This window comes from Sphingomonas hankookensis, assembly GCF_001619955.1.
Classification (GTDB): domain Bacteria; phylum Pseudomonadota; class Alphaproteobacteria; order Sphingomonadales; family Sphingomonadaceae; genus Sphingomonas; species Sphingomonas hankookensis_A.
This window is the reverse complement of the sequence record NZ_LQQO01000014.1, coordinates 1-25,927: the sequence shown is the minus strand read 5'-3', so window position 1 is coordinate 25,927 and position 25,927 is coordinate 1. Positions and strand designations below refer to the sequence as shown.

The following is a 25,927-nucleotide window of genomic DNA, read 5'->3' as shown; positions in this document are numbered from 1 at the left end:
AAAGACGGCAGCGTATCGTACCCCTGCGCAGGCGAGATCCAGGGCCAAGTAAGCCGCTGGCCCGTTTTGGCTCTGGATCCCCGCCTGCGCGGGGATACGCTTACCCCGCATATTTCGGTAGCTTGTCCAAGGCCTGCAAAAACCCCTTCGCCTGGCCGCGCAGTTCCTGCCGGGTCTCCTCAGCCATCTTGTCCCACGTCCGGTATGGCATCGCCATGCGCGGATTGTTGCCCAGCTTCTCGCGATTGCGCGCGATGAAGTCCCAGTACAGCGCGTTGAACGGGCATGCATCGGGACCGGTACGCTGCTTCACGTCATAGCGGCAGGGACCGCAATAATCCGACATCCGGTCGATATAGGCCCCCGACGAGGCATAGGGCTTCGACCCCAGCAGCCCGCCATCGCCGAACTGGCTCATCCCCAGCGTATTGGGCAGTTCGACCCATTCATAGGCATCGGCATAGACCTCCAGATACCAGCGATGCACCTGTTGCGGCTCGGCGCCGATCAGCAGCGCGAAATTGCCGGTGACCATCAACCGCTGGATATGATGGGCATAGGCATGGTCCAGCGTCTGCCCGATCGCCTGGGACAGGCAGTGCATGTCGGTCTCCCCGGTCCAGTAGAAGCCCGGCAGGTCGCGTTTGGCGCCGAGAAAGTTGCGGGTGACATAGTCCGGCCCCTCACGCCAATAGATGCCGCGGACGAATTCGCGCCAGCCGATGATCTGCCGGATGAACCCTTCCGCCGCGTTGATCGGCACCTTGCCCGCATCATATTCCTTCTCGACCGCCTTGCAGAGGTCGAGCGGATCGAGCAGCCCGGCATTGATGTATGGCGAAAGAACGGCGTGCCACAGATAGGGCTCGCCGGTCAGCATCGCGTCCTGATTGTCACCGAAGCCGGGCAGCGCATGGGTGAGGAAGGCACGTTGCTGGCGCAACGCATCCTTGCGCGTCACTGCGAAGTCGAACCCGTCGAGCGTGCCGACATGGTCGCCGAACCGGTCGGCGACCAGCGCCAGCACGTCCTGCGTCACCGCATCTGGCTTGAACGACAGCGGGCGGGGGATCAGCAGGTCGCGGCGTGCGGGTTTGCGATTGTCGCGGTCGAAATTCCATTTGCCCCCGACCGGCTTCGCCCCGTCCATCAGCAGCCCGGTCTCACGCCGCATCTCGCGATAGAAGAACTCCATGCGCAGCTCGCGCCGGTCGTCTGCCCAGGCGTTGAACCGGTCGTGCGAGCAAATGAAGCGCGTGTCGGGGCGGATCGCGACGGGAATGCCGAAGATCGTCTCCCACGCCTCCAGCATCACCTGCACCCGCCATTCGCCGGCTTCGGTGACGACGATCCGCGTCGGATCATGCCGCTCGACCGCGCGGGCAATCTCTCCGGTAAAGCTGCCGGCATTGTCGGGATCGTCGAGCCGGACATAATCGACGCTCCAGCCCGCCTCTTCCAAGGCGGCAGCATGGTGGCGCATCGCGGCGAACAGGAACGCGATCTTCTTGGGGTGATGGCGGACATAGGTCGCTTCCTCCACCACCTCCATCATCAGGATCGTGGTGTCATCGGGGTCGGCATCGGCCAGCGACGACAGATGGAACGACAATTGGTCGCCCAGTATCGGGATCAGCACCCGTTCCATTTGTGCGCCGTCCCTTCTACATGGGGGCCATGGACCCGAAATTCCTTGGCCAGGCCAGCCCGCTTCCGACCACTCCGGAAGCCGCCGAACTCGATTATGTTCCCAACCCGCGCAGCACGCCCTATCTGGTGCGCTTCACCGCGCCGGAATTCACCTCGCTCTGCCCGGTGACCGGCCAGCCGGATTTCGCGCATCTGGTGATCGACTATGTGCCCGGGGAGACGATCGTCGAATCGAAATCGCTGAAGCTCTTCCTTGGCAGCTTCCGCAACCATGCCGCCTTCCACGAGGATTGCACCGTCGGCATCGCCGAACGGCTGGTGGCGGAAATGCAGCCGGTATGGCTGCGCATCGGCGGCTATTGGTATCCGCGCGGGGGCATTCCGATCGACGTGTTCTGGCAGTCGGGGGAACCTCCCAAGGCGGTATGGATTCCGGATCAGGACGTGCCGGGATATCGCGGCCGGGGCTGATCGTCGCAGCCGCGACACGGTTCGCCACGGAATCGTGTCGCAGCGCACAATGGTATGCAACCATTCATCCTGTCGAAATGTTTCTGTTTGCGGACACCGCCGGTTATCGCGCGGATATTGCAACGCACAGAGGAACGCAGATGGACCACGGGGTCGCCCTGGATTCGCTTGATCGCATCGCGCTGATCGGTAATTTCCTGCCGCGCAAATGCGGGCTCGCGACCTTTACCACCGATACGTTCAACGCGTTGCGCGATCGCTATCCCGCGCTGGCGGTCGACGTCTATGCGATGGACGACCGGCTCGGCGCCTATGCCTATCCGCCGGAAGTTACCCACGCGATCGCGCAGAACGACCGCATCGCGTATCTCGACGCGGCACGCCGGATCGAGGCGAGTGGCGCGCAGGCGGTGTGGGTCCAGCACGAATATGGCATTTATGGCGGTCCGGCGGGCGAGCATATCGTCGCGCTGCTCGACCGGGTGAACGTGCCCGTCGTCGTCACGCTGCACACCATCCTCGAACATCCCAATGCCGACGAACGCCGCGTGCTCGAAGCGCTGCTGCGCCGCGCGTCCAAGATCATCGTCATGGCCGACAAGGGTCGCGACATCCTGATGCGGGTGCACGGCACCGACGCGCGCAAGATCGCGATGATCCCGCACGGCGTGCACGACCGTCCGTTCGTCCAGCCCGAATCGATGAAGGCCCGCTTCGGCTGGAGCGGTCGCCCGGTCATCCTGACCTTCGGCCTGCTCGCCCCGAACAAGGGGATCGAGACGATGATCGAGGCGATGCCGACGGTCGCTGCGTCGCATCCCGATGCACTCTATGTCGTGCTGGGCGCTACCCACCCCCATCTGGTCGCCCATGAAGGCGAAGCCTATCGCGACCGGCTGAAGGCGCAGGCGGCGTCGCTGGGCGTGGCCGACAATGTCTGCTTCCTCGACGGCTTCGTCGAACAGGACGAACTGCTCGATTATCTTCAGGCCGCCGACCTGTACGTTACTCCGTACAGCAACCCGGCGCAGATCACCTCGGGCACGCTGTCCTATGCCGTCGGCGTGGGCAAGGTCGTGGTATCGACCCCTTATGTCCACGCGACCGAAATCCTGGCGGACGACCATGGCGTCCTCGTCGATTTCGGCGACTCGGCGGCATTCGCGCGTGAGATCGTCGACCTGCTGGGCAATGACGCCCGTCGCGACGGCCTCGCTGCCCGTGCCTATGCCCGCGGTCGGACGATGCTGTTCCCCTGCCTTGCGGAAGCCGCGATGACGGAGGTTGCACGCGCCGTCGCGGCGCGTCCCCGGCGGGTGCGCACCAGCGCCGACCTGACCGCGCTGAAGCCCGACTTCGCGGCGGTCGAGCGGATGAGCGATGCGACCGGCATGTTGCAGCATTCGATCTATTCGGTGCCCGACCGCCGGCACGGCTATTGCATTGACGATAACGCCCGCGCGCTGATCCTGATGTCGCAGATCGAGGACCTTGACCCTGTCGTCCGCGACAAATGGACAACCATCTATGCGTCGTTCCTGCAATATGCGTGGAACCCGGACCGTCGCCGGTTCCGCAACTTCATGAATTTCGACCGGACCTGGTGCGAGGATGAAGGGTCGGAGGACTCCAACGGCCGCACCTTGTGGGCGCTGGCGATCACCGCGCGCGATGCGCAGGCACGCAAGCATCGCGACTGGGCGATGTCGCTTTACGAACAGACCGCCTCGATCGCGCTCGACCTCGACAGCCCGCGCGCGCGTGCCTTTGCCATGCTCGGCGCGGTAGCGATGCTGGAGGTCAATCCGGGCCATGCGCTCTCCACGGAGATCGCGACCCGCTTCGGCGAGGAACTGGTCACCCTGCTCGACGCGAGCCGTCGTCCCGAATGGGGCTGGTTCGAAATCGTGCTGGCCTATGACAATGCCCGCCTGCCCGAAGCGATGATCCGCGCCGGCAAGGCGCTGGGGCGCGAAGATTTCGTCAAGGTCGGGATCGACACGCTCGACTGGATCGTCGCCCGCCAGACCTCGCCCGAAGGCCGCTTCCGCGCGGTCGGCACCGAGAGCTTCGGCCGGCCCTTCGCCGAACCGCTGCCCTTCGACCAGCAGCCGCTGGAGGCGCAGGCGACGGTCGAAGCCTGCGTCGCCGCATGGGACGCGACCGGCGATGCCAAGTGGCGTGACGAGGCGGTGAAGGCCTATAACTGGTATCTCGGCGCCAACGACCTCGACCTGCCGCTGGCGACCGCCCATGATGGCGGCTGTTTCGACGGGCTGATGCCCACCGGATTGAACCGCAATCAGGGGGCGGAGTCGATTCTCGCGCTGCAATTGGCATCCTGTGCGATTTCCGCCCTTTCAAAGGGCCGCGCTTCCGTGGCAGACCCGCGCCGCGCCGTGGCCTGAATCCGGCCGCGGCTTCGGCCGGGAATAGTTGGACGCGCGAATGCTGGAACTCTACAACCACCCCCTCCGGCTGTACGCCGATCCCTCGCGCGTGGTGGTGCGCCCGTTTCACATCGCTTGGCAGCGCAATGGTTCGGCCCCCAGCCGGACCGAGCGGCTGGTCGGCGAAGTGCTGGCGATGACGCCTGCCGAAACGCGCGCGCAACTCGAAACCGTGCTCAAGGATTTCGAGGCACGTCACTGGCAGACGCGCCGGGTGTTCATGACTCGCTATGACGAGATCGAAGCGGTGCTCGGCCTCGACGGCAGCACGATCAGCGATGAGAAGCGCCAGCTGATCGGTGCCTATTTCTGCCATGAATATAGCTATGCCGCCGCCGCGCTGATGAATCCTAGCGCGGTGCCGCATTTCGACCAGTCGGGCATGCCGGAAGGGTCGCTCCGCATACTGATGTCGCTGCGCGCGGTTGGCGAAGGCCATATCTCGTCAGTGGCGTTCCGCGAAGGCATCATCACCGACGAGAACGAACTGGTGCTGGCGCCCGAGCCGCCCTTCGCCACCGCCGCCGATGCGGTCGGCGACGAGGACGAAGCACCCGAGGGCGAAGTGACCGTCTATCGCCACCGCGACTCGACGCTGTCCGGCACGGTGATCTTCCCGATCACCCAGGCGCAGTCGAAGGGGCTGGAGGACATGCGCCTCGTCCACTTCAGCCATGACGACGGCACCGCCGAGTGGCTCGGCACCTATACCGCTTATAACGGGTCGATGATCCAGTCGGAGCTGCTGCGCACCCGCGACTTCCGCGCGTTCGACCTGGTGCCGATGACCGGCAGCGCGGCGCGCAACAAGGGCATGGGCCTGTTCCCGCGCAAGGTGAACGGCCAATATATGATGATCGGGCGGCAGGACGGGGAAAACCTGTTCCTGATCAAGTCCGACACGCTGACCCATTGGGACGAGGGGGAGCTGCTGTTGAAGCCCGTCTACCCGTGGGAGCTGGTGCAGATCGGCAATTGCGGCCCGCCGATCGAGATCGATCAGGGCTGGCTGCTGCTGACCCACGGCGTCGGCGCGATGCGCAAATATGCGATCGGCGCGGTGCTGCTCGACAAGGACGATCCGTCCAAGGTCATCGGTCGCACCCGCGAACCGATCCTCGCGGCGGCGAACGAGGACCGCGAGGGCTATGTGCCCAACGTCGTCTATTCGTGCGGCGCACTGCGCCATGGCGACCGGATATTCATTCCCTATGGCGTGGCCGATAGCTCGGTGGCGTTCGCATTCGTGACGATCGAGGCGCTGCTCGCCGCGATGTGAGGCGCCATCGGGCGGTGGCTACAACCGGTGCAGCGCCTGCGTCGCGCTGCCCAGCACCGCCGCCCGTGCGCGCAGGCTGGCGACCAGAAACTCGGTCTGCGCGTGCAGGAAACGGCGCGGCGTGGTGCCGAGCACCGCATGGGCATCGCGCAGGAAATGCGACGCGCTGACATAGCCCGGATCGATCCGCGAATAGTCGAGGTCGCCTTTCGCCTCGATCAGCGGCACCAGCGACCGGAGGAAGCGCGCGCGGATCAGCAGCGTCTTCGGCACGAAGCCGAAATGCCGCTTGCACAACCGCCGCAGCCGTTCGGGCGACAGGCCCCATTCCGCCGCCGTGTCCGCCACCGCATTGGGACGATCATCGGTCACCATGCGGGCGATGCTGCGAATCTGGTCTTCGTCGGCGACCCGTGGCCCGAGTTCGGCGAGCAGGAAGCGGTCGAGCGCCGGCTTCACGCCATGTTCGTCGCGCACCGCCGACAGCAACGTCACCAGCCGGTCGGCAAAGCCCGGTCGCGCGGCGGCCGATAGCGGCTCGATCCGGTCGGCATAACGATCCGCCGGCCCGTCGAAGAAACGCGACCAGCCGAGCGCACTGATGCCGAAACCGATCATCGCCCCGCCATTCGTGACGGTGTGGATCGCATGGCTGGTCGGCCCGAACAGGCTGGCCTGCGGCAACGGGTCGCTGCGGAACCGGCCGATCGATACCGCGATCGGACCGGCGTTCAGCGTGACGCGGACATTCGCCGTACCGGGCAGGAACCAGTTTTCGAGGCCCATCGCACCCGGCCCGCTAGCGGCGTACAGGTGATAGCCGGTAACATAATCCGCCAGCCGGGGATCGGGCGCGTCATAGCGGATCGCCATGCCGGGTCGCATGTCGAACAGCGATGGGGGGATGCCGGGCGTCTCCGTCCCGCCAGTGATATCCTGTACATCCATGACGTTACCCGCGGAACAACCCGCCCAGAACGCCGCGCAGCAGCCCGCCGACCAGTCCGCCGCTCTTGGCGCGACCGCCGCGCGTCGTACCGAACACCTGCTTGCCGATCTCGTTGACGACGATGCGCCCGACCGCCGACCCGGCCGACCGGGTCGCCGATTGCGTGGCGCGGGTCCATGGGTTGTTCGCCGCCTCGCGCTCGGCAGCACGCGCGGCGCGTTCGTCCTCGCGCGCGGCACGGTCGGTAGCGCGTTGGTCTGCGATGCGCTGGCGCTCTGCTTCCTTGGCGAGGCGGGCGTCCTCCTTCGCCTTGAGCGCGGCTTCCTTGTCGGCGGCGGCCTGCGCCTTGGTCGCGGCGGCGGCGGCGGCAGCCTCGTCGGCCTTGGCGCCCAGCAGCTCGGCGGCGGATTCACGATCGATCGCGGTGTCGTAGCGGTCGCCGACCGCGTCGGTCTGCATCAGGATGCCGCGTTCGACCGCCGTGACCGGCCCGACGCGCGAGCGGGGCGGCCGGATCAACGTGCGTTCGACCGGGCTGGGCGAACCATCGGCCTGCAATACCGACACCAGCGCCTCGCCGGTCTTCAGTTCGGTGATGGCCTGTGCCACGTCCAGCCTGGGATTGGGGCGGAAGGTTTCGGCGGCGGCGCGGATCGCGCGCTGTTCCTTGGGCGTGAAGGCGCGCAGCGCATGCTGCACGCGGTTGCCCAACTGTCCGGCGATCGCGTCGGGAATGTCGATCGGGTTCTGCGTCACGAAATAGATGCCGACGCCCTTCGACCGGATCAGGCGGACGACCTGTTCCACCTTGTCGACCAGCGCGTCGGGCGCATCGTCGAACAGCAGATGTGCCTCGTCGAAGAAGAACACCAGCTTCGGCTTGTCGGGGTCGCCCACCTCGGGCAGCGTTTCGAACAATTCGGACAACAGCCACAACAGGAAGGTGGCGTAGAGCCGGGGCGACGCCATCAGCTTGTCGGCGGCGAGCACCGATACGATGCCGCGCCCATCGTCGGCGACGCGCATGAAGTCCGCCAGGTCGAGCGCCGGTTCGCCGAAGAAGCGGTCGCCGCCCTGCCCCCGCAGCTGCAGCAGCGCGCGCTGGATCGCACCGACCGATTGCTTGCTGACATTGCCGTAGCGGGTGGTCAGTTCGTCCGCCCGTTCGGCGACATGCGCCAGCATCGCTTGCAAATCGTCGAGGTCGAGCAGCAGCAGCCCTTCCGCGTCGGCGACATGGAAGGCGATGGTCAGCACCCCGTCCTGCACGTCGTTCAGGTTGAGCATGCGCCCAAGCAGCACCGGCCCCATTTCCGACACGGTGGCGCGGATCGGATGGCCCGCCTCGCCGAACAGGTCCCAGAACACGACCGGGGTGTCGCGATACTGCCAGTCGCTGTCACCGATCGCGGCGGCGCGTTCGGCAAAGGCGGCGTGGGGCTTGGCGGTGGCGCTGCCCGCCATGGCGATGCCCGACAGGTCGCCCTTCACGTCCGCCACGAACACCGGCACCCCGGCGGCGGAGAAATTCTCGGCCAGCCCCTGCAACGTCACCGTCTTGCCGGTACCGGTCGCGCCGGCGATCAGGCCGTGGCGATTGGCGCGTTTCAGGACCAGCGACTGGCGGATGCCGTCGGCGGTAGCGCCGATAAAGAGTTCGGTGTCGGTCATGGCCTGCCCTTCATACTGCGCCGATATGTACCGCGTTTCGGGCAAGGGTCCATCATGGCTGGCGGACAAAGAAAAGGGGCGGTGGATCGCTCCACCGCCCCCATCGCCACCGTTACTTGGCGGCGTCGATGCCGACCGGCACGAACTGCGCGAAGAGCGATCCGGGCAGCTGGGCATAGATCAGCACCTGCTTGGCACCGGATGCGCGCGCCTGCTGAATCGCACGGGCCAGTTCAGCTTCGGACGTCACCGGCTGACGATTGACGCTCTGGATCACCACGCCACGGCGCAGACCCTTGGTCGCGGCATCGCTGTTCGGATCGACATCCGCGACGACGACACCGCGGATGGTCGAATCGAGCCGCAACTGCCGGGCGATCGCCGGGGTCAGCGGCTGTACGACCAGCCCGGCGGTCGCCGCCAGATTGGTGCTGGCGCGCGGCGTCGTCGGCGCGGTGTCGGGATCGAACTGTTCGGTCTGCGCCGCCAGCTGATCGTTCGAGGGGCGAGTGCCGAGCGTTACCGCAATCTGCTGACGACGGCCGTCCCGCAGCACGTCGAGGTTGACGCGGCTGCCCGGCGCCTCGTTGCCGACCAGATAGGTCAGCGACTGCTGCGGCGTGATTTCCTTGCCGTTGACTGCGAGGATGACGTCGCCCGGACGAATGCCGGCACGCGCCGCCGGTTCGCCCGGCGAGACGCCGTTCACCAGCGCACCGCGATCCTTGGTGATGTTCAGCGCGGTGGCGATGTCGGCGCTGATTTCCTGCTGCGTCAGACCCAGATAGCCGCGCGCAACGGACTGTCCCTTCATCAGCTTGTCGACGATCGGTTTGGCCTGTTCGGCCGGGATCGCGAAGCCGATGCCGATATTGCCGCCGGTCGGCGACAGGATCTGCGAATTGATGCCGATGACATTGCCCTGCATGTCGAACATCGGCCCGCCCGAATTGCCGCGGTTGATCGCGGCGTCGGTCTGGATGAAGCGATCATACGGCCCCTGTCCGACGCGGTTCAGTGCCGACACGATGCCGGCGGTGACCGTGCCCGACTGGCCCAGCGGATTGCCGATGGTCAAAATCCAGTCGCCGACCCGCGTCTGGCGCGAATCACCGAAGCGCACATAGGGGAAGGTCGCGCCGTCGATCTTCAGCACCGCGAGGTCCGACAGCTCGTCGCGGCCGACCAGTCGCGCCTTATATTCCTTCTGATCGGCCAGCGTCACGGTGATCGATTCGACCGTGGCACCCTGTGCGCCCGCCGACACCACATGGTTGTTGGTGACGATATAGCCGTCGCTGGAGATCAGGAACCCCGAGCCGAGCGACTGCGCCTCCTGCGTCCGGGGCGTCGCCCCCCCGCCACGTCCGCCGAAGAACTGCTCGAACGGCGTGCCCGAGAAGGGGTTCGCCTGCTGCGGCACGGTGATGCGCTGCGTGGTCGAGATATTGACGACCGCCGGCGACAGGCGCGTCACCATGTCGGCAAAGCTCATCGGCGCGCCGGCGCGCGGGGCGGAGACTGCGTTGATCGCCCCCGGCTCGTTCTGCGCGGTCTGGGCGTCCGACGGGTTGAGGGTCAAGGTGGCGGCAGCGCCGCCCAGCAAGAGTGCGGAAGTAATGGCGTAGGCGTAACGCACGGTTGGATGGTCCTCTCGAATATGGCTCGCAACCCCTTCGGGAACGAACCTGCCACTACGTTGCTGAACGCGGTTTGAATGTCCGGGAGCGCCCTAGCGTTCCCGGCCACCGAATTCGCGGAGATAGCCGTTCTCCGGCGACAGGATGATCGACGTCGTTCCGCTCTGCCCCGGCGCGCCGGCAAAGGTCGCGCGATAGGACTGCATCGCCCGCCAGAAGGCGTAGAAATCGGCGTCCTTGCCGAAGCTGGCGGCATAGATGCGTGCCGCTTCCGCCTCGGCATTGGCGCGCACGACCTGCGCGTCGCGCTGCCCCTGTGCCTGGATCGTCGCCGCTTCCTGTTCGCGGGCCGACCGCATCCGCGCCAGCGCCGATTGCAGCGGGCTGCCATCGGGCAGGTCGGCATGCTTGATCCGCACGTCGACGATTTCGGCACCATATTGCCGAGCGGTCCGCTGCAGCGCGTTCTGGATATTGTCCATCACCGCGCCGCGTTCCGGGCTGAGCAGCGCCGCGAACGGACGACGGCCCAGTTCGGCGCGCAGCGCCGACGACAGCAGCGGTTCGAGCTGGTTGGCGACGCGTTCCTCGGTATTGGCGGTCGAACCGGTCGAGATCACCGCCTGCAACGGATCGACGATGCGGAACCGGGCAAAGGCGTCGACCTCGAGCCGCAGCTGGTCGGTCGACAGCACCGGCTGGTTGTTCAGCTCGATGTCCAGCACCCGCTTGTCGATCCACACCACGCGGTCGAAGAACGGAATCTTGGCGACCAGCCCGGCCCCGGTGCGGCCGAACGGCTGTTCGGCGCGATAGGGATTGAGGATGCCGACCGGCTGCTGGAAGCGCAGGATCACCGCCTGGCGCGTTTCCGGCACGATCACGATCGTGCTGAACAGCAGGATGACCAGCACCAGCAGCGCGATGCCCGCCGTCATCGGATTGCGGAGCGCGCGGTTCATCGTGCCGCTCCCGTCGCTTGCGTGGACTGGGCCTGCGGCGCCGGGGCCGGCGCCTCCGGCTCGGGGGTCGCCTGTTGCTGGCGACGGACCTCGGGCAGCGGCAGATAAGCCTGAACGCCGGGCTGGACGATCGTCTTGTCGGCGCGGTTCAACACCTGCTCCATGGTCTCGTAATAGAGCCGCCGGCGCGTCACGTCGGGGGCCATGCGATATTGTTCGTAGATCTTGTCGAATTCGGTCGCATCACCTTGCGCCCGCGCGATCACCTGCTGCGCATAGGCGCGCGAGCGGTTGAGGTTCGACTGCGCCTCCTGCTGCGCCGCCGTCACCGCCTTGAACGCGTCGTCGACCTCGGCCGGGGCCTGCGCCTTCTGGATGCTGACGCCCAGCACGCGCACGCCCGACTGATATTCGTCGAGCAGCGTCTGCATCCGGGTCTGGACGTCCGCCTCGATCTCGCCACGGCCCGAACCGATCGCCTGCGTCAGGTTCTTGCTCGCGACCGCCGCGCGCATCGCGCTTTCGGCCACCGCGCGAACGGTTTCCTGCGGGTTCTTGATCTCGAAGACATAGTCCTCGGGGCTCTTGATGTTCCAGCGCACCGAATAGGCGAGGTCGACGATATTCTGGTCGCCGGTCAGCATCAGATTCGCCTGATTACCGCCCGCCGGGAAACTTTCGGTGCGGGTGTTCTGCACGTCCTCCACCTGCACCCGCATGATCGGTGCTGGCAGCGTGAACTGGATGCCGGGATTGAGCGTGCCGGTATATTTGCCGAACATCGTCACGACGCCGCGTTCCTGCGGGCCGATCGAATGGAAGCTGGTGAAGGCGATCCATACCAGGATCAGCGCGGCAACCGCCGCCAGCCACAGCCGGCCGGCATTCGCCGGAAAGGACGGGCCGCCGCCCGGACCGCCGCTGCGCGCGCGCTTCAGGAAATCGTCGAGCGAGGTCGATCCGCCGATCTTGCCGCGCTTGCCCGCCGGCGGCATCGACCAGGGATTGCGCGGGCCGTCATCGCCGCCACCGCCGCCCGATCCATTACCGGAATCGCCTCCGCCGCCCCATGGGCCCTTGTCGCTCATCCCCAGCACTTGCGCGCGTGCGCGCCGCCCCATGATCCATCGCATCCATCCTTTATAGGGGGCCGCCTTGCGTTTTACAGTGGTAACGCGCCGTTCGAACGCTACATCGCCGCCATGGCTTCCGCATCGAACCCCGCCGCCGCGCTCGACGCGCTGCTTGGCCCCATCGCGGCCGGACGCGCCACGGTCCGCGTGACCGGCGATTCGGCGAGCATCATCCTCGACGTCACCGGCCTGCCCCCGGCGGCGCGCGACGCGCTGGAGGCCGATGTGAAGGCGGCGGCCTCGACCGCGCCCGGCATCGCCAGCGTGCGCGTGGCGCAGACCAGCGAACGGGTGCAGCAGCGGATCATTGCCGTCGCCAGTGGCAAGGGCGGGGTCGGCAAATCGACGCTGTCGGCCAACCTCGCCATCGCGCTGGCGCGCAGCGGCCGGAAGGTCGGAATGGTCGATGCCGACATCTACGGCCCGTCGCAGCCGCGCCTGCTGGGCGTCGAAGGAATCAAGGCCGAGGCGCATGACAAGAAGCTGGTCCCGGTCGCGACCGGGGTCGGCGTGCCGCTCTTGTCGATGGGGCAGCTGGTCCCGGGGGGCCAGGCGATCGCGTGGCGCGGACCGATGGCGGCGGGCGCGCTGACCCAGTTGGTCGACGCCCATTGGGAGATGGTCGACACGCTGGTCGTCGACATGCCGCCGGGCACCGGCGACGTGCAGCTGACCATGATCCAGAAGCACAAGCCGGCCGGCGCGGTGATCGTGTCGACGCCGCAGGACCTGGCGCTGATCGACGCGACGCGCGCGATCGACCTGTTCACCAAGGCCGGGGTGCCGATCATCGGGCTGGTGGAGAATATGGCCGGCTATTGCTGTCCGCATTGCGGGGGGCTGTCCGATCCGTTCGGGACCGGCGGGGCGGAGGCGAAGGCCGAGACGCTTAGCATCCCGTTCCTCGGGCGCATTCCGCTGACGATCGACATCCGCACCGCGTCGGACGCCGGAACGCCGCCGGCCGCCGGGAACGGGGCGGAAGCAGAGCCGTTCCTGTCGATAGCCGCCAAGGTCGGCGACTGGCTGCAGAGGAACTGACATGCTCGACGACGATGGCATCCGCACCCTGCTCACCGAGGCGCGGACCATCGCGCTGGTCGGTGCGTCGGACCGGCCCGACCGGGCATCCTATGGCGTGATGGCCTATCTCCAGCAGCGCGGCTACCGCGTGATCCCGGTCAATCCGCAGATCACCGGCGAGCATCTGCACGGCGAGTTCGTGTTCCGCGACCTCGACCAGATCGGCGAGTCGATCGACATCGTCGACATCTTCCGCAATTCGGCCGCCGCGGGTGAGGCAGTCGACGCGGCGATCGCGGCGGGCGCGAAGGCGGTGTGGATGCAACTGGGGGTGGTCAATGCGGAAGCCGCTGCGCGGGCGGAAGCTGCGGGGTTGCAGGTGGTGATGGATCGTTGCCCGAAGATCGAGATTCCGCGGTTGGGGATCGGGAAGGTCGGGTAGCTGCACCCACCCGTTCGGTTCGAGCAGCTTCGAGCTTGTCGAGAAGCGTCCGTCGAGAACCCGGCCGCTTTGGCCACGCCCTTCTCGACTTCGGTTCTCGACAGGCTCGAACCTGCGCTCGAAGCAAACGGGAGTGGTTTGGTTGTACCTCAAACCCGCCCGCCCAGCACCCGCGCGAACAATGCCAGCATCCACCCCGTCGTGCTCACGAACAGCGCCGGATCATAGCGCGGCCCCTCGTCGCGCAGGAAGGCATGCTGTGCATTCACCTCATGCCATTCGTACCGCGTCCCCGCCGCCTCCAGCGCGTCGCGGATCGCCTGCCTTCCGGCATAGGGCACATGCGGGTCCTGCCGCCCCCACACGAACAGCATCTCCGCGCCGATCTCACCGATCCGCGAAAGGCTGTCGTCTGAGCGCCCTTCGCCCAGCGTCCCCGAATGGATATCGGTCGGGTAGAAACAGGCCGCCGCCAGCACCCTCGAATCGAGCGCGGCGCGATAGGCCAGGTGCCCGCCAAGGCACACGCCCGCGACGCCGATCCGTCCCGAGCAGGCGGGATGCTGCGTCAACCAGTCGATCACCAGCGTCGCATCGGCGTCGAACCCTGCGACCGGCTTGGTGAATTTCAGGTCGTTGCCGCGATCGGTGCCCGGCTGGTCATAGGCCAGCACCGTGCCGGGCGCTTCATATTCGTGATACACTTCCGGCACCGCGACGACATAGCCGTGCCCCGCGATGAACGCCGCCAGCCGGCGGATCGGTGCGGTCACCTGATAGATTTCGGAATAGAGCACTACGCCGGGAAACCGCCCCTCGCCCACCGGACGAAAGACATGGGTACGCATCACGCCGCCTGTCGCGCAGGGCAGGTCGGCAAATTCGTCGCTGAGCAGGATCATGCGCGTGCCGTGCCGCCGGCGGGATCGACTGGCAAGGGGGGAACCGGGTCGCCGGGCATCGTCACCAGTTCCAGGCGCTGCGGCACCGTGCCCATCTCGATCCCCTCCGCCCGGAAACGGGTGAGCAGTTCGAGCAGGATGTTGCTGCGCGCGCGGTAGGCGGCGCGCGGCGATTCGACATGCGCGAAACAGTTGAACGCGATGCGATCGTTGACGATCGCGTCGATGAACGCACTGGGCGCGGGGTCGTCCAGCACCGCCTCTTCGCGTGCAAACGCATCCAGCACCAGCTGCTGCACCGCCGCCGCATCGGCGTTGATCGGAACCGAGAACTGGATCTGGATGCGCCCCAAGGGGCTGGCCAGCGTCTTGTTCAGCACCGATTTGGTGATGAGTTCGGAATTGGGCACGATCAGCGTCGAATGATCGGCGAGCGTGATCTCGGTCGATCGCACGCTGATCCGCTTCACATCGCCCTCGTCGGTGCCGACCCGGATCAGGTCGCCGATCTTGATCGGGCGTTCTGCGAGCAGGATCAGCCCGGAGACGAAATTCTGGGTAATCGCCTGCAACCCGAACCCGATGCCGACCGACAGCGCGGAGAGCAGCAGCGCGATCCGCTCCACCCCGATGCCCAGCGACGCCAGCGCCCAGATCACGGCCAGCGCGATACCGACATAGCGCGCGACGAGGCTGACCGAATTGCGCCCGCTGCCATCCAGGTCGGTGGCGGGCAGGTAGCGCCCCTCCAGCCAGCGCATGAAGCCGCGCACCAGCGCCAGCCCGATCGCCAGCACGACGATGCTGCGCAGGATCGCACCGGGCGAGATGGTGACACCGCCGATCTGCACCCCGCGCGCAAGGTCGCCCAGCCGGGTCAGCGCGTCGGACACGCCGCTGCCGCCGAACGGCAACAGCCACAGGGCGACGGCGACGACCGCGATCAACACCCGCAGCACGCCCGAGAGCAGCACCCCGAACTGGTCGACCGTCCCGCCGCGCAGGCCGAGGCCCCGGGTCAGCGCGGCGCCCAGCCGGCTGCCCCGTTCGAACACCGATGTCGCGACATCGTCGGTCGCGGCGAGCACCAGATAGACCGCCGCGCCCAGCACCAGCGTCCATGCCGCCATCTGCCCCACGAACAGGCTGAACCCGACATAGCCCGCCGCCAGCGCCAGCAACGCCACCCCGGCGATGCTCCACGCGAACAGCTGCATCGCCGCCAGCCCGGTATGCGCCGGGGCGTCGGCGGCGCCCTCCTCCGCCGCGTTCGCCTCGGCCCGCATCCGGCCCAGCGTGAACAGGCTGCCGGCGATCAGCAGGATATGCGCCAGCGCCAGCAGCGAATGGGTCGCTATGCGGATCGCCGGACTGGTGCCGATCGCGGTGTCCGCGGCATCGAGCGCGATCACACAGCCGGCCAACCCCGCCAGCACGAAGGAATAGGGCCGGAACCGCGTCGCCACCGCATCGCTGACCGGCGCGATCCGCCAGCTGGGGCTGCGCCGCATCAACGTCGCGCCCAGCACCGCGCTGGAAAAGGCCGCAAAGCCGATCGCCACCAGCCATTGATCGAGCATCGGGTCCCAGCGCGACGCGACCAGCCCCGCCCAGCGCGCACCGGTCAGCAGCGCGGCGGCGGCCAGCAGCGGCGCGAGCGTGCCGACGAGGATACGGCCGAGCGCATTGGCCGACCGCCGCACCCGCCGCCCCGGTGCACCCTCGATCAGCAGGCGCTGCCCGACCCGTGCCGCCGCCAGCCGCGCAGGGCCCAGCAACAGGATCGCGATGGCGAAACCCAGCAGCGCCGGCCAAGCCTGTGCCCAGGGCGCGGCGCGGATCGTCGCGACCTCGGCCGCGACGAAGCGTTCGATCCGGTGCAGGTCGCGCGGCATCGACCGCAGGATCGCGCTCCAGAATGCCGGCGTCAGCGGCGATGCACCGCGCCCGAACAGCTTCTGGTTCAGCTCCGCCGCCTGCCCTTCCTGAATCTCGTCGATCAGCTGCTGCGCCTCCACCGACAGCAGTTTCGCGCGCTTCGTCGCCGAATCGATCGTCGTGCGTTGTCGGGTGAGTGCCGCACGCTCGTCGCGGATCGCAGGGTCCTCGCCCGACGATGCCGGACCCAGCTGCGCCAGCCGCGCCTCGATCCGTGCCATGTCGCCGGTCAGCTGTTGCGCGGTGTCGAGCGTGCTCGCCCGCACCGCCTGTGCCCGGGCGCGCAATTCGTCGCGGTCGCTGCGTTCCAACCGGGTATCGAGCGCGCCGTCGACCCGGCCCAGTTCGTCGGCCGCACGGTCGAGCATGCTGCCATAGTCGGGGGCGGCCACGGTCTGGGCCAGCGCGGGCACACTCGCCGCCGCCAGCAGCAGCGACAGGAGGCAGCGGAGCAACGTTCCGATCATGCCCCCTCGCTATCGCGATCGACGGCCGCGGACAATCGCGGCCATGGCGATGTGCGGCGGCCCACGCTAAATGGCCCGATGCTGCGCATCACCGAATTGAAACTACCGCTCAACCATCCCGAAGAGGCACTGGCCGCCGCGATCCGGGAGCGGTTGCGCATTACGCCGCGCGACCTCGTTCGCTACACCATTGCGCGCCGGGCGCATGATGCGCGCGACAAGGATGATATCCAGCTCGTCTATTCGGTCGACGTGACGGTCAGGAACGAAGGCCAGGTGCTCAACCGCACCAAGCGCGACCGCAATGTCGCCACGACGCCCGATACCGGCTATCGTTTCGTGACCAAGATGCCCGCCGATTATGCCGGGCCGCGCCCGATCGTCGTCGGCGCGGGGCCGTGCGGATTGTTCGCCGGGCTGATCCTGGCGCAGATGGGGTTCCGCCCGATCATCCTCGAACGCGGCAAGGTTGTGCGCCAGCGGACGCAGGATACCTGGGGCCTGTGGCGGCGGAGCGAGCTGAACCCCGAATCGAACGTGCAGTTCGGCGAGGGCGGCGCCGGCACCTTTTCCGACGGCAAATTGTGGAGCCAGATCAAGGACCCGCGCCATCTGGGCCGCAAGGTGCTGACCGAATTCGTGAAGGCCGGCGCGCCGGAGGAAATCCTGACCGAGGCGCATCCGCATATCGGCACCTTCCGCCTCGTCACCATGGTCGAATCGATGCGCGCGACCGTCGAGGAACTGGGCGGGGAATATCGCTTCTCGCACCGGGTCGACGATATCGAACTGGAGGAACGCCCGGACGGCACCCGACGGCTGACGGGGCTGAAGCTGTCGACCGGCGAGACGCTGGCGGCGGACGGTCCGGTGGTGCTGGCGCTGGGGCACAGCGCGCGCGACACGTTCCACATGCTGCACGATCGCGGGGTCTTCCTCGAACCCAAGCCGTTTTCGATCGGCGTACGTATCGAGCATCCGCAAAGCTGGATCGACCAGGCCCGCTTCGGGGCGTGCGCCGGCCATCCCGACCTGGGCGCGGCGGCCTATACGCTGTCGCACCATTGCGCCAACCAGCGCACCGTCTACAGCTTCTGCATGTGTCCGGGCGGCACGGTGGTGGCGGCGACGTCCGAACCGGGCCGGGTCGCGACCAACGGCATGAGCCAATATTCGCGCAACGAACGCAACGCCAATTCCGGCATCGTCGTCGGCATCGATCCGGCGCGCGACTATCCGGGGCACCCGCTGGCGGGAATCGCGTTCCAGCGGCAGCTGGAGGAACGCGCCTATGCCGCGGGCGGCGGCGATTATCGTGCGCCGGCGCAGCTGATCGGTGATTTTTTGGCCGGGCGGCCATCGACCGCGCTGCGCAGCGTGCTGCCCTCCTACCGGCCTGGGGTGACACTGACCGACCTGTCCGAATGCCTGCCCGAATTCGCGATCACCGCGATGCGCGAGGCACTGGTCGCGTTCGGGCGGACGATTCCGGGCTACGACCATCCCGATGCGGTTATGACCGGGGTCGAAACCCGCACCTCGTCCCCGGTGCGGATCACGCGGGGGGAGGATTTCCAGAGCATCAACACCGCCAACCTGTTTCCGGCGGGCGAAGGCGCCGGCTATGCCGGCGGCATCCTGTCGGCGGCGGTGGACGGGATCAAGGTCGCCGAAGCGGTCGCCCGCGCCATGATCGCCAAAGGCTGAGGTCAGGCGATCGGCACGACCGGCGCGGCGACCGACAGCAACAGCGTGGAGACGAGCAGCGCACCGAACAGGGCGGCGACGTGCTGGCGAAGGGTTTCGGTACGGATCATGGTGGCTACTCCCTGGTGCCGTGCGAGCCATCTCGCCGGCTATGCACATTGCATTGCAGGGGGCGTGCCAATTAATATGTTATTGATTTGTAACAATAGTTTTTACAAAGTGCACGGTGTTGGCAATTCTTGCCGGCGCATTACCCCATTTATCAGCCATTTTCGCCAACCGATTGGTTGCGGCCATGGCGCTTCGCCTCGTACAAGAGGGCATCGACCCGCTCGATCGCCGACAACAGCCTTTCGCCCGGCGTCATCGTGACCAATCCGGCCGACAGGGTGATGCCGTTGACCAGCGTATCGCTCTCGCGCAGGCGATAGCGGCGCTTGCCGACCGCGATCCGCGCCTTTTCCAGGAGCGCCCGGGCCGCGCCGGTGCCGATGCCGGTGATCAGCACGGCAAATTCCTCCCCGCCATAGCGCGCGACCAGATGGCCGGGGCATTCGCGCGCCAGCGTCGTCCCGATGGCGCGCAACACGCGGTCGCCGACCGGATGGCCGTGCTGGTCGTTGATCGCCTTGAAATGATCGACATCGCACATCGCGATATGGACCGGCCCATGCTGGGCAGCCTCGACCGCTTCCTCGAAGGCGCGGCGATTGGGCAGGTCGGTCAGCGGGTCGCGGCGCGCATCGTCATGCGCGGCGGCCAGTTGTTCGCGCAGGTCGCTCGCCTCGCGCGTCGCCTGTTCCAGCCGCGCCTCGGCAATCTCGACCCGCGCGCGCATCGCGGCGGTGATCCGTGCCAGTTCGGCAACGGCGGCATCGGTGCTGGCGATGGGGGTCGAGCGTTGCAACGCATCGGCGCTGGCGGCCAGGTCGCGGCCGAAATCCTGCGTTTCGCTGCGGATTTCCGACACCATCGTCGCAAAGCCCGCGACCTGGCGCAGCGTTTCGGTGACCAAAGCTTCGGCGGCGGCGATGTCCGGTTCGGGGGTCGCGGGAGCGGTCGGCGTCACGGGCGGAGCATTGGGTCGCCCGGCGGCGACATCCGCCGCCCCGTCGATCGCATTGCCCAACTGTTCGACCTCGCCGCCGGTCAGGCGGATGCCGCCATCGGTCCGCCGCGCAACCTCCAGCGCCAGCGCGCCCGCCGGTTCGCTGACGACGCGGTAGGCGAAGCTGTAGTTGAGCGGCGTGGGATCGAGCCGCTGGTCCTCCAGAAAAGCGAGGACGGCATGGATCAGACCGTGTCCGGCCGATGCCCCACCGTCGCCGATTTTTTCCAGATACACGCCCGGCCCCTCTGCCCCCACCCCGCACCCGATGTGCCGGATTGTACGGAATGGGCGTAGCGCGCCTTTGCTAAAATCGGGTTTCGCGGAAATTTACCCTAAATCCACGATTGCGGCGGGCGGCTCAGCCGCGCCTGCCCAACGCGCGCACCGCCTCCAAAGTCGAGCGGACATGATCGGCCGGGTTCATGTCGGAATGGACGAAGGCGATCTTGCCATCGCGGTCAATGACATAGCTGGTGCGCGTGGTCATGGTGCGCGGCTTGCCATCGGCACCCGCCGGGCGGTTGAGGGCCACGTCGAATCCCTGGATCACGCGCGGCCCCGCGCTCGCGACAGCGAACCGGCCGGCGCAATGGGCCTTCGAAAATTCCTGCAGCTTGCCGATATCGTCGGCCGACATGCCGATGACGGTCGCGCCGGCCGCCTTGAAATCGTCGACCGCGTCGGCGAACGCCTTTGCCTCCGCATTGCAGCCGCCGGTGAACGCCGCCGGGAAGAAATAGAGCACCACCGGACCTTTACGCAGCTGCGAGCGCAGGTTGAGCGTGAACGCCTTGCCGGCGATCGCGGCCTTGGTCGTGAAGTCGGGCGCGCGAGCACCGGGCGCCAGCGCGGCGGACAGCGGGGCAGCGAACGGCAGGGTCAGGGCAGCGGCGAACAGGGCGAGACGCATCGAGTAGGTTCCTTGCGCGAAGTTGCCTCATTCTAGCAGCTTGGCCGCGGCGCGCCAGCGGCTGGCCTCAGCGGGTGAAGGCGACTCCCAGCCGCGCGCTGGACGAGCGCAGGGCGTAATCGTCGATCGCCTCGCCATAACCGGCAAAGGCCTGTCCGAAAACGTACAGACCGGTGCGCCCGACGGGAAAGGACAGGAACAGCTCGCCCGCGCGGCGGCTGCCCAGCGGATTGCGCAGCGTGGCGGCGATGCGCAGCCCGTCGACCTGTCCGATCGCGCCACCCAGCGACCAGTTGCCCCAATAACGGTCGAGATCGCGATAGCCGGTGCCGACATAGGTCCATGCCCTGGGCGTCGCCTCGACCCGCCAGTCGTCGCCCAGCGGCAGGACATAGCTGGCCGAAGCGAAGATCCGGTTCACGTCGATCGACCCGGCATCGCGCCCGTTCGAATCATGCGCATAGCCCGCCGCGGCGACGATCCGGTCGTCGATCTGCCGCTGATAATAGACTTCGGGGCTGTAGTTGGTCGATCGGAACGGCCCCGACGACCGGTCGATGGCCCAGAACATCGTCTGCGTCCACGCCAGCCGCACCCCGTCCAGCGCGCCGGCACCGTCGAACGGGCGGAAGGCGAGGCTCAGTTGCAGCTTGGCGCCGTCCGACCCCAGCCCGAACGCACCATAGATCGGTTGGTGCGGTTCGAACCGGGCGAGCAGGCCCGACGCCTGACCGCTCGCGGTCGCGACCACCGTTTCGCCCTTTGGCGAGGCCGGTGCCGAAGTCGCCGCGACCGCCACCGGGGCAATGCGGTAGCGGATCGCGCGGAAGCCGCCCGGCGCGACCCGGGCGGGGGCGGTGTCGACCGGCACGATCCTGAGCGGCACCTGATCGGCGGTGACGACCTCCATCGGCGCCGGCGTGGCGTCTGCCTCGCTCGCCCCTTCGTTCAGGACGAACACCGTCACGCCGCCTTCCGCCGCCGCGACCGAGGCGGGCGGTTCGGCGACGATGCGCAGTTGCGGCTGGGCGGCGGCGGCGAGCAGGGTGAGAGCGATCATGCACGTGATGTGACAGGCATTTGCGACAACCGCGAGCATCGTTTGCGCTTTGTCGGCGTCACCGCCTATCTGGGGGTTCCCAACGCAAAGGCCCGCCATGCCCGTCACCGCCGCCGACCTGACCCTTGCCGCCCAGCTGGCCGACGCCGCCGGCGCCGCGATCCGCCCGCGATTCCGCAGCAATTACGGGCTGGAGATCAAGGACGATGCCTCGCCGGTGACGCTGGCCGATCGCGAAGCGGAGGCGGCGATGCGTGCGATCATCGAGCGCGAACGCCCCTCGGACGGCATCCAGGGCGAGGAATATGGCGTGTCGGAGGGGACCAGCGGGCGCGTATGGGTGCTCGACCCGATCGACGGCACGCGATCGTTCATCGCCGGGCGGCCAATCTTCGGCACGCTGATCGCGCTGGTCGAGGACGGCTGGCCGGTACTGGGCGTGATCGATCAGCCGATCATCGGCGAACGCTGGGTCGGCGCGGTCGGGCGCGGCACGACCTTCAACGGGCAACCGGCCCGAACCCGTCGCTGTCGCGATCTTGCGGATGCGCTGCTGGCGACCACCAGCCCGGCGCTGTTCGACGACGGGCAGCTCCACGGGTTCGAACATGTCGAGGCCAAGGTCCGATCGACCGTGCTCGGCGGCGATTGCTATTCCTATGGCACGCTGGCGTCCGGCCATATCGACCTGGTGGTGGAGGCGGGGCTGAAGCTGCACGACTTCGCCGCGCTGGTGCCGGTCGTCGAGGGCGCGGGCGGCACGATGAGCGACTGGTCGGGCGATCCGCTCCATGCCGGCAGCATCGGTGAGGTCATTGCACTGGGCGACGCCGCGCGGCTGGAGGATGTCGTCGACCTGCTCGGCTGTCGCGGCCACTGACGATTTTCTTCGCAACCGGGCGCGCGCCGCATCGTTGGGACGGCACGCCCCCCTTTGCGAAGGATCACGTCATGGGATTGTTTTCCAAGGATATTGCGACGCTCGACGATCTGTTCGTCCATCAGCTGCAGGATGTCTATTATGCCGAGAACCAGATTCTGAAGGCATTGCCCAAGATGGCGGCCAAGGCGACCGACCCCGAATTGAAGGCCGGGTTCGAACGCCATCTGGCCGAAACCGAAGGGCAGATCCGCCGGCTGGAGCAGATATTCCAGCTGCACGGCGCGACCAAGAAGGCGGTCAGCTGCCCCGCCATCGACGGCATCATCAAGGAAGCGAACGAGGTTGCCGGTGAAATCGGCGACAAGAAGGTGCTGGACGCCGCGCTGATCGCCTCGGCACAGGCGGTCGAGCATTATGAGATCACCCGCTACGGCACGCTGATCGCCTGGGCTCGGCAGCTGGGCCGCGAGGATATCGCCGCGCTGCTCGCCGAAACGCTGGCCGAGGAACGTGCCACCGACGAGAAGCTGACGACCATGGCCGAGCACAAGGTCAATGCGCAGGCCGAACTGGCCGAGGCATGAGGTGGGCGGGGCGGTCGCGAGGCCGCCCCGGTTACTGCGGGCGACTGGTCAGGATCGGACGCCCGTTGCTGGGGCACACCGGCATCCCCATCAGTCCGCAACGCGGCGTTCCCTGCCGCAGGCCGTCGGCCTTGTGGTCGAATTCGGGCGTGTCGTCGTCGAGGCGATAGCGGTCGTTCTTGCGATCCGGACAGCCCAGTGCCCGGGGCGTCACGATGCAGTTGACCGGATCGGCGACGCCGAGCTTGGTCGGTGTTGGCGCCGCCTGCGCCATCATAAGCAGCACGGATAGCAACATCGACGCCCCCATCAAAGATCGTTCGTTCCGAACGTCTTGGCGAAACTTTGGTTGCTACCGCGCCAGCGGTCGCGCACGGCCGATGCTGCCGCCCCTGCGGGTCGAGGCGGTCACCCCGACAAAGCCACACCCTTGCAGGAACGCCGCGGTTCCGCAGGCCGGTTGCGGCACGGCGAGCAGGCGCTCCCGCTCGCCCAGCGCGTCGACCGCCTTGGGATCGCCTTCTGCCGGAGGGGTGACCAGCGGAACGCGGAACCGGTCGGCGGTCCGCGCGGCGCACACCACGATCTCGTCCGGATCGGCGTCGATGCGACAGGGCTGGACGACCTGGGTCATGCTGCGCGCCCGCGCCATCATCGCGGCGGCGGCTCCGCCATCCTGCGCCATCGCCAGAAGCATCGCCCACGCCGTCATGCCCGTGCCTTTCGTCGCCGATACACAAGGTTATCCACAACATCCCTTGCCCGACAAGGGCAGGTCGCCTATCGCCGCGTTTAATCCGTTTAACGGCCGGGAGCTTCGTCCAATGCAGCCTGTCAGCAACACCCTCGATCGCGTGCTCGTCCTCGAAATGGTGCGCGTCACCGAAGCGGCGGCGATCGCCGCGTCGACGCTGGTCGGGCGGGGCGACGAAAAGGCGGCCGACGCCGCCGCGGTCGAAGCGATGCGCGCCGCGCTGAACGAACTTTACATGGACGGCACCGTCGTCATCGGCGAGGGCGAGCGCGACGAGGCACCGATGCTGTTCATCGGCGAGAAGGTGGGCCTGGGCAAAGGCCCGGAGATCGACATCGCACTCGATCCGCTGGAGGGCACCACGATCTGCGCCACCGCCGGCCCGAACAGCCTGGCCGTGCTGGCGATCGCCGAAAAGGGCGGCCTGCTCAACGCCCCCGACGTCTATATGGACAAGATCGCCTGCGGTCCGGGCTATCCCGCCGGGATCATCGACCTCGACAAGTCGCCGACCGAAAATGTGAAGGCGGTGGCGAAGGCCAAGGGCGTCGATCCGCACGACATCATCGTCTGCGTCCTCAACCGTCCGCGCCACGAAGCGATGATCGCCGAACTGCGCGCGGTCGGCTGCGGCGTGATGCTGATCGGCGACGGCGACGTGGCCGGCGTGATCGCGACCAGCGACCCCGACACCACCATCGACCTCTATATGGGCCAGGGCGGCGCGCCGGAGGGCGTGCTGGCCGCCGCCGCGCTGCGCTGCACCGGCGGGCAGTTCAAGGGGCGGCTGGTGTTCCGCAACGACGACGAACGCGCCCGCGCGGCGAAGTGGGGCGTGACCGACCTCGACAAGCAGTACGACCTGACCGAACTGGCGCGCGGCGACTGCATTTTTGCCGCGACCGGCGTGACCGACGGGTCGCTGCTCGCCGGCGTCAAGCGGATGCCGGGCAAGATGACGACCGAGAGCGTCGTGATGCGCGCCAGCTCGGGCACGGTGCGCTGGGTGAAGGGCGAACACCGGCTGTAAGGGGCGGCTGCAAAGCAACCACCGTACCCCCGCGCAGGCGGGGGTCCAGGGTTCCACGCGCCGCGCTGCGTTGTTGGCTCTGGACCCCCGCCTGCGCGGGGGTACGCGATTCAGTATGGCCACGACCGCGCAACCCATGGGTTCACGCCGCGTTCAATGCGCCGATCCTACCCCTGCCCCATGATCTGGAGACGCCCCATTCGCCCGCTCGCGCTCGCGTTCGCCCTTGCCGCCCCCGTTGCCCTGCATGCGCAGGCACCGCAGAACGACCTTGCCTCGGTCCAGCGGCATCTGGCGGCGACGCAGACGATGACCGCGGATTTTTCGCAGACCGACCGCAACGGCCGGGTGCTGACCGGCAAGCTGACGCTGAAGAAGCCGGGCAAGATCCGCTTCCAATATGAGAAGGGCGTGCCGATCCTGCTCGTGTCGGATGGCAAGTCGCTCTACTTCCTCGATTATCAGGTCGGGCAGAAGCAGCGCTGGCCGATCGGCAACTCGCCGCTCGGCATCCTGCTGAACCCCGAACGCGATGCGTCGAAATTCGCGAAGGTCGTGCCGTCGAACGATCCGCGAATCGTCAGCGTCGAGGCCTATGATCCGAAACGCCCCGAATATGGCCGGATCACGATGATCTTCGCGCGACAGCCATCCGCGCCCGCCGGGCTGATGCTGCAGGGCTGGGTCGCGCTCGACGCGCAGGCGAATCGGACCACGGTGCGGCTGACGAATCAGCAGTTCAACTTGCCGGTCGCGGACAATGCCTTCCGCTTCAACGAACCGCGCCGCGTGCGCCGCTAACGCCTGATCCACTGACGTGGAGGCGGTACCGGCCCGCTCCCCCGCCCCGCCACCCGCGCAGTATCCTGACGGGTGACGGAGTGGGGGAGTGGGGGAGTGGGGGAGTGGGG

At 67.3% G+C, this 25,927-nt stretch carries 23 protein-coding genes; 10 read left to right on the top strand and 13 right to left on the bottom strand.

The features are described from left to right. Positions 1 to 100: 100 nt before the first annotated feature. On the bottom strand, positions 101 to 1,648 hold the full coding sequence (locus tag AVT10_RS08820) for a cryptochrome/photolyase family protein (RefSeq protein ID WP_066689920.1): 1,548 nt from the start codon (positions 1,646 to 1,648) through the stop codon (positions 101 to 103). A gap of 29 nt (positions 1,649 to 1,677) precedes the next feature. On the opposite strand from AVT10_RS08820, the gene queF reads away from it, so the two are divergent. The 3 genes from queF to AVT10_RS08805 all read left to right on the top strand — a co-directional run bounded on the left by queF (position 1,678) and on the right by AVT10_RS08805 (position 5,850). Further along, entirely contained in the window at positions 1,678 to 2,121 is a 444-nt protein-coding gene (gene queF / locus AVT10_RS08815; RefSeq protein ID WP_198158534.1) for a preQ(1) synthase, read from the top strand. A gap of 140 nt (positions 2,122 to 2,261) precedes the next feature. Further along, positions 2,262 to 4,529 (top strand): glycosyltransferase family 4 protein, encoded by a 2,268-nt coding sequence (locus AVT10_RS08810; protein WP_066689993.1) that lies wholly within the window; start codon positions 2,262 to 2,264, stop codon positions 4,527 to 4,529. A gap of 40 nt (positions 4,530 to 4,569) precedes the next feature. Further along, positions 4,570 to 5,850, top strand: coding sequence for a glycoside hydrolase family 130 protein (locus tag AVT10_RS08805; RefSeq protein ID WP_066689918.1), 1,281 nt, complete (start codon positions 4,570 to 4,572; stop codon positions 5,848 to 5,850). Positions 5,851 to 5,868: 18 nt separating this feature from the next. Here AVT10_RS08805 and AVT10_RS08800 read toward each other — a convergent pair whose 3' ends face one another. The 5 genes from AVT10_RS08800 to hflK all read right to left on the bottom strand — a co-directional run bounded on the left by AVT10_RS08800 (position 5,869) and on the right by hflK (position 12,205). Continuing rightward, complete coding sequence (locus tag AVT10_RS08800; protein WP_066689917.1) at positions 5,869 to 6,798, bottom strand: AraC family transcriptional regulator; 930 nt, start codon at positions 6,796 to 6,798, stop codon at positions 5,869 to 5,871. A 4-nt stretch (positions 6,799 to 6,802) separates the two neighbouring features. Beyond that, a complete protein-coding gene (locus tag AVT10_RS08795; protein ID WP_066689916.1) occupies positions 6,803 to 8,470 on the bottom strand; it encodes a helicase HerA-like domain-containing protein in 1,668 nt (555 codons plus the stop codon). Positions 8,471 to 8,582: 112 nt separating this feature from the next. After that, positions 8,583 to 10,109: a Do family serine endopeptidase gene (locus tag AVT10_RS08790; protein WP_066689915.1), complete on the bottom strand. Its 1,527-nt coding sequence runs from the start codon at positions 10,107 to 10,109 to the stop codon at positions 8,583 to 8,585. Positions 10,110 to 10,202: 93 nt separating this feature from the next. After that, positions 10,203 to 11,072 carry a protease modulator HflC gene (gene hflC, locus AVT10_RS08785; protein ID WP_066689914.1) on the bottom strand — a complete coding sequence of 290 codons (870 nt, stop codon included), beginning with the start codon at positions 11,070 to 11,072 and terminating at the stop codon, positions 10,203 to 10,205. Continuing rightward, positions 11,069 to 12,205, bottom strand: a complete 1,137-nt coding sequence (gene hflK, locus AVT10_RS08780; protein WP_066689913.1) for a protease modulator HflK — start codon at positions 12,203 to 12,205, stop codon at positions 11,069 to 11,071. Before hflK ends, hflC begins: the two co-directional genes overlap by 4 nt. Positions 12,206 to 12,274: 69 nt before the next feature. On the opposite strand from hflK, the gene AVT10_RS08775 reads away from it, so the two are divergent. Next, positions 12,275 to 13,246 carry an Mrp/NBP35 family ATP-binding protein gene (locus AVT10_RS08775; protein WP_084401516.1) on the top strand — a complete coding sequence of 324 codons (972 nt, stop codon included), beginning with the start codon at positions 12,275 to 12,277 and terminating at the stop codon, positions 13,244 to 13,246. A gap of 1 nt (position 13,247) precedes the next feature. Then, positions 13,248 to 13,670 (top strand): CoA-binding protein, encoded by a 423-nt coding sequence (locus tag AVT10_RS08770; RefSeq protein WP_066689912.1) that lies wholly within the window; start codon positions 13,248 to 13,250, stop codon positions 13,668 to 13,670. Between the two features lie 149 nt (positions 13,671 to 13,819). Here the strand turns inward: AVT10_RS08770 and AVT10_RS08765 are convergent, their stop codons facing one another. Together AVT10_RS08765 and AVT10_RS08760 are read right to left on the bottom strand one after the other, a co-directional pair. Beyond that, the gene (locus AVT10_RS08765; protein ID WP_066689911.1) at positions 13,820 to 14,572 is read right to left on the bottom strand and encodes a dienelactone hydrolase family protein; all 753 of its coding nucleotides are present in this window, start codon (positions 14,570 to 14,572) and stop codon (positions 13,820 to 13,822) included. Continuing rightward, positions 14,569 to 16,977 (bottom strand): DUF3772 domain-containing protein, encoded by a 2,409-nt coding sequence (locus tag AVT10_RS08760; RefSeq protein WP_066689910.1) that lies wholly within the window; start codon positions 16,975 to 16,977, stop codon positions 14,569 to 14,571. The genes AVT10_RS08765 and AVT10_RS08760 overlap by 4 nt, the downstream gene beginning before the upstream one ends. A 78-nt stretch (positions 16,978 to 17,055) precedes the next feature. Here AVT10_RS08760 and AVT10_RS08755 point away from each other — a divergent pair, with 78 nt between their 5' ends. After that, the gene (locus AVT10_RS08755; RefSeq protein WP_066689909.1) at positions 17,056 to 18,684 is read left to right on the top strand and encodes an NAD(P)/FAD-dependent oxidoreductase; all 1,629 of its coding nucleotides are present in this window, start codon (positions 17,056 to 17,058) and stop codon (positions 18,682 to 18,684) included. Between the two features lie 262 nt (positions 18,685 to 18,946). Here AVT10_RS08755 and AVT10_RS08750 read toward each other — a convergent pair whose 3' ends face one another. The 3 genes from AVT10_RS08750 to AVT10_RS08740 all read right to left on the bottom strand — a co-directional run bounded on the left by AVT10_RS08750 (position 18,947) and on the right by AVT10_RS08740 (position 21,765). Beyond that, positions 18,947 to 20,029, bottom strand: coding sequence for a GGDEF domain-containing protein (locus AVT10_RS08750; protein ID WP_066689908.1), 1,083 nt, complete (start codon positions 20,027 to 20,029; stop codon positions 18,947 to 18,949). 124 nt (positions 20,030 to 20,153) lie between these two features. After that, on the bottom strand, positions 20,154 to 20,705 hold the full coding sequence (locus tag AVT10_RS08745; protein WP_066689907.1) for a peroxiredoxin: 552 nt from the start codon (positions 20,703 to 20,705) through the stop codon (positions 20,154 to 20,156). Between the two features lie 67 nt (positions 20,706 to 20,772). Continuing rightward, on the bottom strand, positions 20,773 to 21,765 hold the full coding sequence (locus tag AVT10_RS08740) for a phospholipase A (protein ID WP_066689906.1): 993 nt from the start codon (positions 21,763 to 21,765) through the stop codon (positions 20,773 to 20,775). A gap of 97 nt (positions 21,766 to 21,862) precedes the next feature. Between AVT10_RS08740 and hisN the strand changes: the two genes are divergently transcribed. Together hisN and AVT10_RS08730 are read left to right on the top strand one after the other, a co-directional pair. Then, complete coding sequence (hisN, locus tag AVT10_RS08735) at positions 21,863 to 22,645, top strand: histidinol-phosphatase (RefSeq protein WP_066689905.1); 783 nt, start codon at positions 21,863 to 21,865, stop codon at positions 22,643 to 22,645. 71 nt (positions 22,646 to 22,716) lie between these two features. After that, positions 22,717 to 23,232 carry a YciE/YciF ferroxidase family protein gene (locus tag AVT10_RS08730; RefSeq protein ID WP_066689904.1) on the top strand — a complete coding sequence of 172 codons (516 nt, stop codon included), beginning with the start codon at positions 22,717 to 22,719 and terminating at the stop codon, positions 23,230 to 23,232. 31 nt (positions 23,233 to 23,263) lie between these two features. On the opposite strand, the gene AVT10_RS08725 is transcribed toward AVT10_RS08730, so the two are convergent. Further along, positions 23,264 to 23,530: a hypothetical protein gene (locus tag AVT10_RS08725; protein ID WP_126014250.1), complete on the bottom strand. Its 267-nt coding sequence runs from the start codon at positions 23,528 to 23,530 to the stop codon at positions 23,264 to 23,266. A gap of 54 nt (positions 23,531 to 23,584) precedes the next feature. Continuing rightward, positions 23,585 to 23,944 carry a hypothetical protein gene (locus tag AVT10_RS08720; RefSeq protein WP_066689902.1) on the bottom strand — a complete coding sequence of 120 codons (360 nt, stop codon included), beginning with the start codon at positions 23,942 to 23,944 and terminating at the stop codon, positions 23,585 to 23,587. 112 nt (positions 23,945 to 24,056) lie between these two features. On the opposite strand from AVT10_RS08720, the gene glpX reads away from it, so the two are divergent. Beyond that, on the top strand, positions 24,057 to 25,016 hold the full coding sequence (gene glpX, locus AVT10_RS08715; RefSeq protein ID WP_066689901.1) for a class II fructose-bisphosphatase: 960 nt from the start codon (positions 24,057 to 24,059) through the stop codon (positions 25,014 to 25,016). A 180-nt stretch (positions 25,017 to 25,196) separates the two neighbouring features. Next, a complete protein-coding gene (locus AVT10_RS08710) occupies positions 25,197 to 25,817 on the top strand; it encodes a LolA family protein (protein WP_066689900.1) in 621 nt (206 codons plus the stop codon). Positions 25,818 to 25,927 lie beyond the last annotated feature (110 nt).

Coding starts and splice junctions, on each gene's coding strand:
- hisN (WP_066689905.1), top strand. CDS start 21,863: ATGCCCGTCACCGCCGCCGACCTGACCCTTGCCGCCCAGCTGGCCGAC.
- AVT10_RS08765 (WP_066689911.1), bottom strand. CDS start 14,572: ATGATCCTGCTCAGCGACGAATTTGCCGACCTGCCCTGCGCGACAGGC.
- AVT10_RS08740 (WP_066689906.1), bottom strand. CDS start 21,765: ATGATCGCTCTCACCCTGCTCGCCGCCGCCGCCCAGCCGCAACTGCGC.
- hflC (WP_066689914.1), bottom strand. CDS start 11,072: ATGAACCGCGCGCTCCGCAATCCGATGACGGCGGGCATCGCGCTGCTG.
- AVT10_RS08800 (WP_066689917.1), bottom strand. CDS start 6,798: ATGGATGTACAGGATATCACTGGCGGGACGGAGACGCCCGGCATCCCC.
- AVT10_RS08775 (WP_084401516.1), top strand. CDS start 12,275: ATGGCTTCCGCATCGAACCCCGCCGCCGCGCTCGACGCGCTGCTTGGC.
- AVT10_RS08810 (WP_066689993.1), top strand. CDS start 2,262: ATGGACCACGGGGTCGCCCTGGATTCGCTTGATCGCATCGCGCTGATC.
- AVT10_RS08720 (WP_066689902.1), bottom strand. CDS start 23,944: ATGACGGCGTGGGCGATGCTTCTGGCGATGGCGCAGGATGGCGGAGCC.
- AVT10_RS08795 (WP_066689916.1), bottom strand. CDS start 8,470: ATGACCGACACCGAACTCTTTATCGGCGCTACCGCCGACGGCATCCGC.
- glpX (WP_066689901.1), top strand. CDS start 24,057: ATGCAGCCTGTCAGCAACACCCTCGATCGCGTGCTCGTCCTCGAAATG.
- AVT10_RS08725 (WP_126014250.1), bottom strand. CDS start 23,530: ATGTTGCTATCCGTGCTGCTTATGATGGCGCAGGCGGCGCCAACACCG.
- AVT10_RS08820 (WP_066689920.1), bottom strand. CDS start 1,648: ATGGAACGGGTGCTGATCCCGATACTGGGCGACCAATTGTCGTTCCAT.
- hflK (WP_066689913.1), bottom strand. CDS start 12,205: ATGCGATGGATCATGGGGCGGCGCGCACGCGCGCAAGTGCTGGGGATG.
- AVT10_RS08730 (WP_066689904.1), top strand. CDS start 22,717: ATGGGATTGTTTTCCAAGGATATTGCGACGCTCGACGATCTGTTCGTC.
- AVT10_RS08745 (WP_066689907.1), bottom strand. CDS start 20,705: ATGCGTCTCGCCCTGTTCGCCGCTGCCCTGACCCTGCCGTTCGCTGCC.
- AVT10_RS08805 (WP_066689918.1), top strand. CDS start 4,570: ATGCTGGAACTCTACAACCACCCCCTCCGGCTGTACGCCGATCCCTCG.
- AVT10_RS08710 (WP_066689900.1), top strand. CDS start 25,197: ATGATCTGGAGACGCCCCATTCGCCCGCTCGCGCTCGCGTTCGCCCTT.
- AVT10_RS08770 (WP_066689912.1), top strand. CDS start 13,248: ATGCTCGACGACGATGGCATCCGCACCCTGCTCACCGAGGCGCGGACC.
- AVT10_RS08755 (WP_066689909.1), top strand. CDS start 17,056: ATGCTGCGCATCACCGAATTGAAACTACCGCTCAACCATCCCGAAGAG.
- queF (WP_198158534.1), top strand. CDS start 1,678: ATGGACCCGAAATTCCTTGGCCAGGCCAGCCCGCTTCCGACCACTCCG.
- AVT10_RS08760 (WP_066689910.1), bottom strand. CDS start 16,977: ATGATCGGAACGTTGCTCCGCTGCCTCCTGTCGCTGCTGCTGGCGGCG.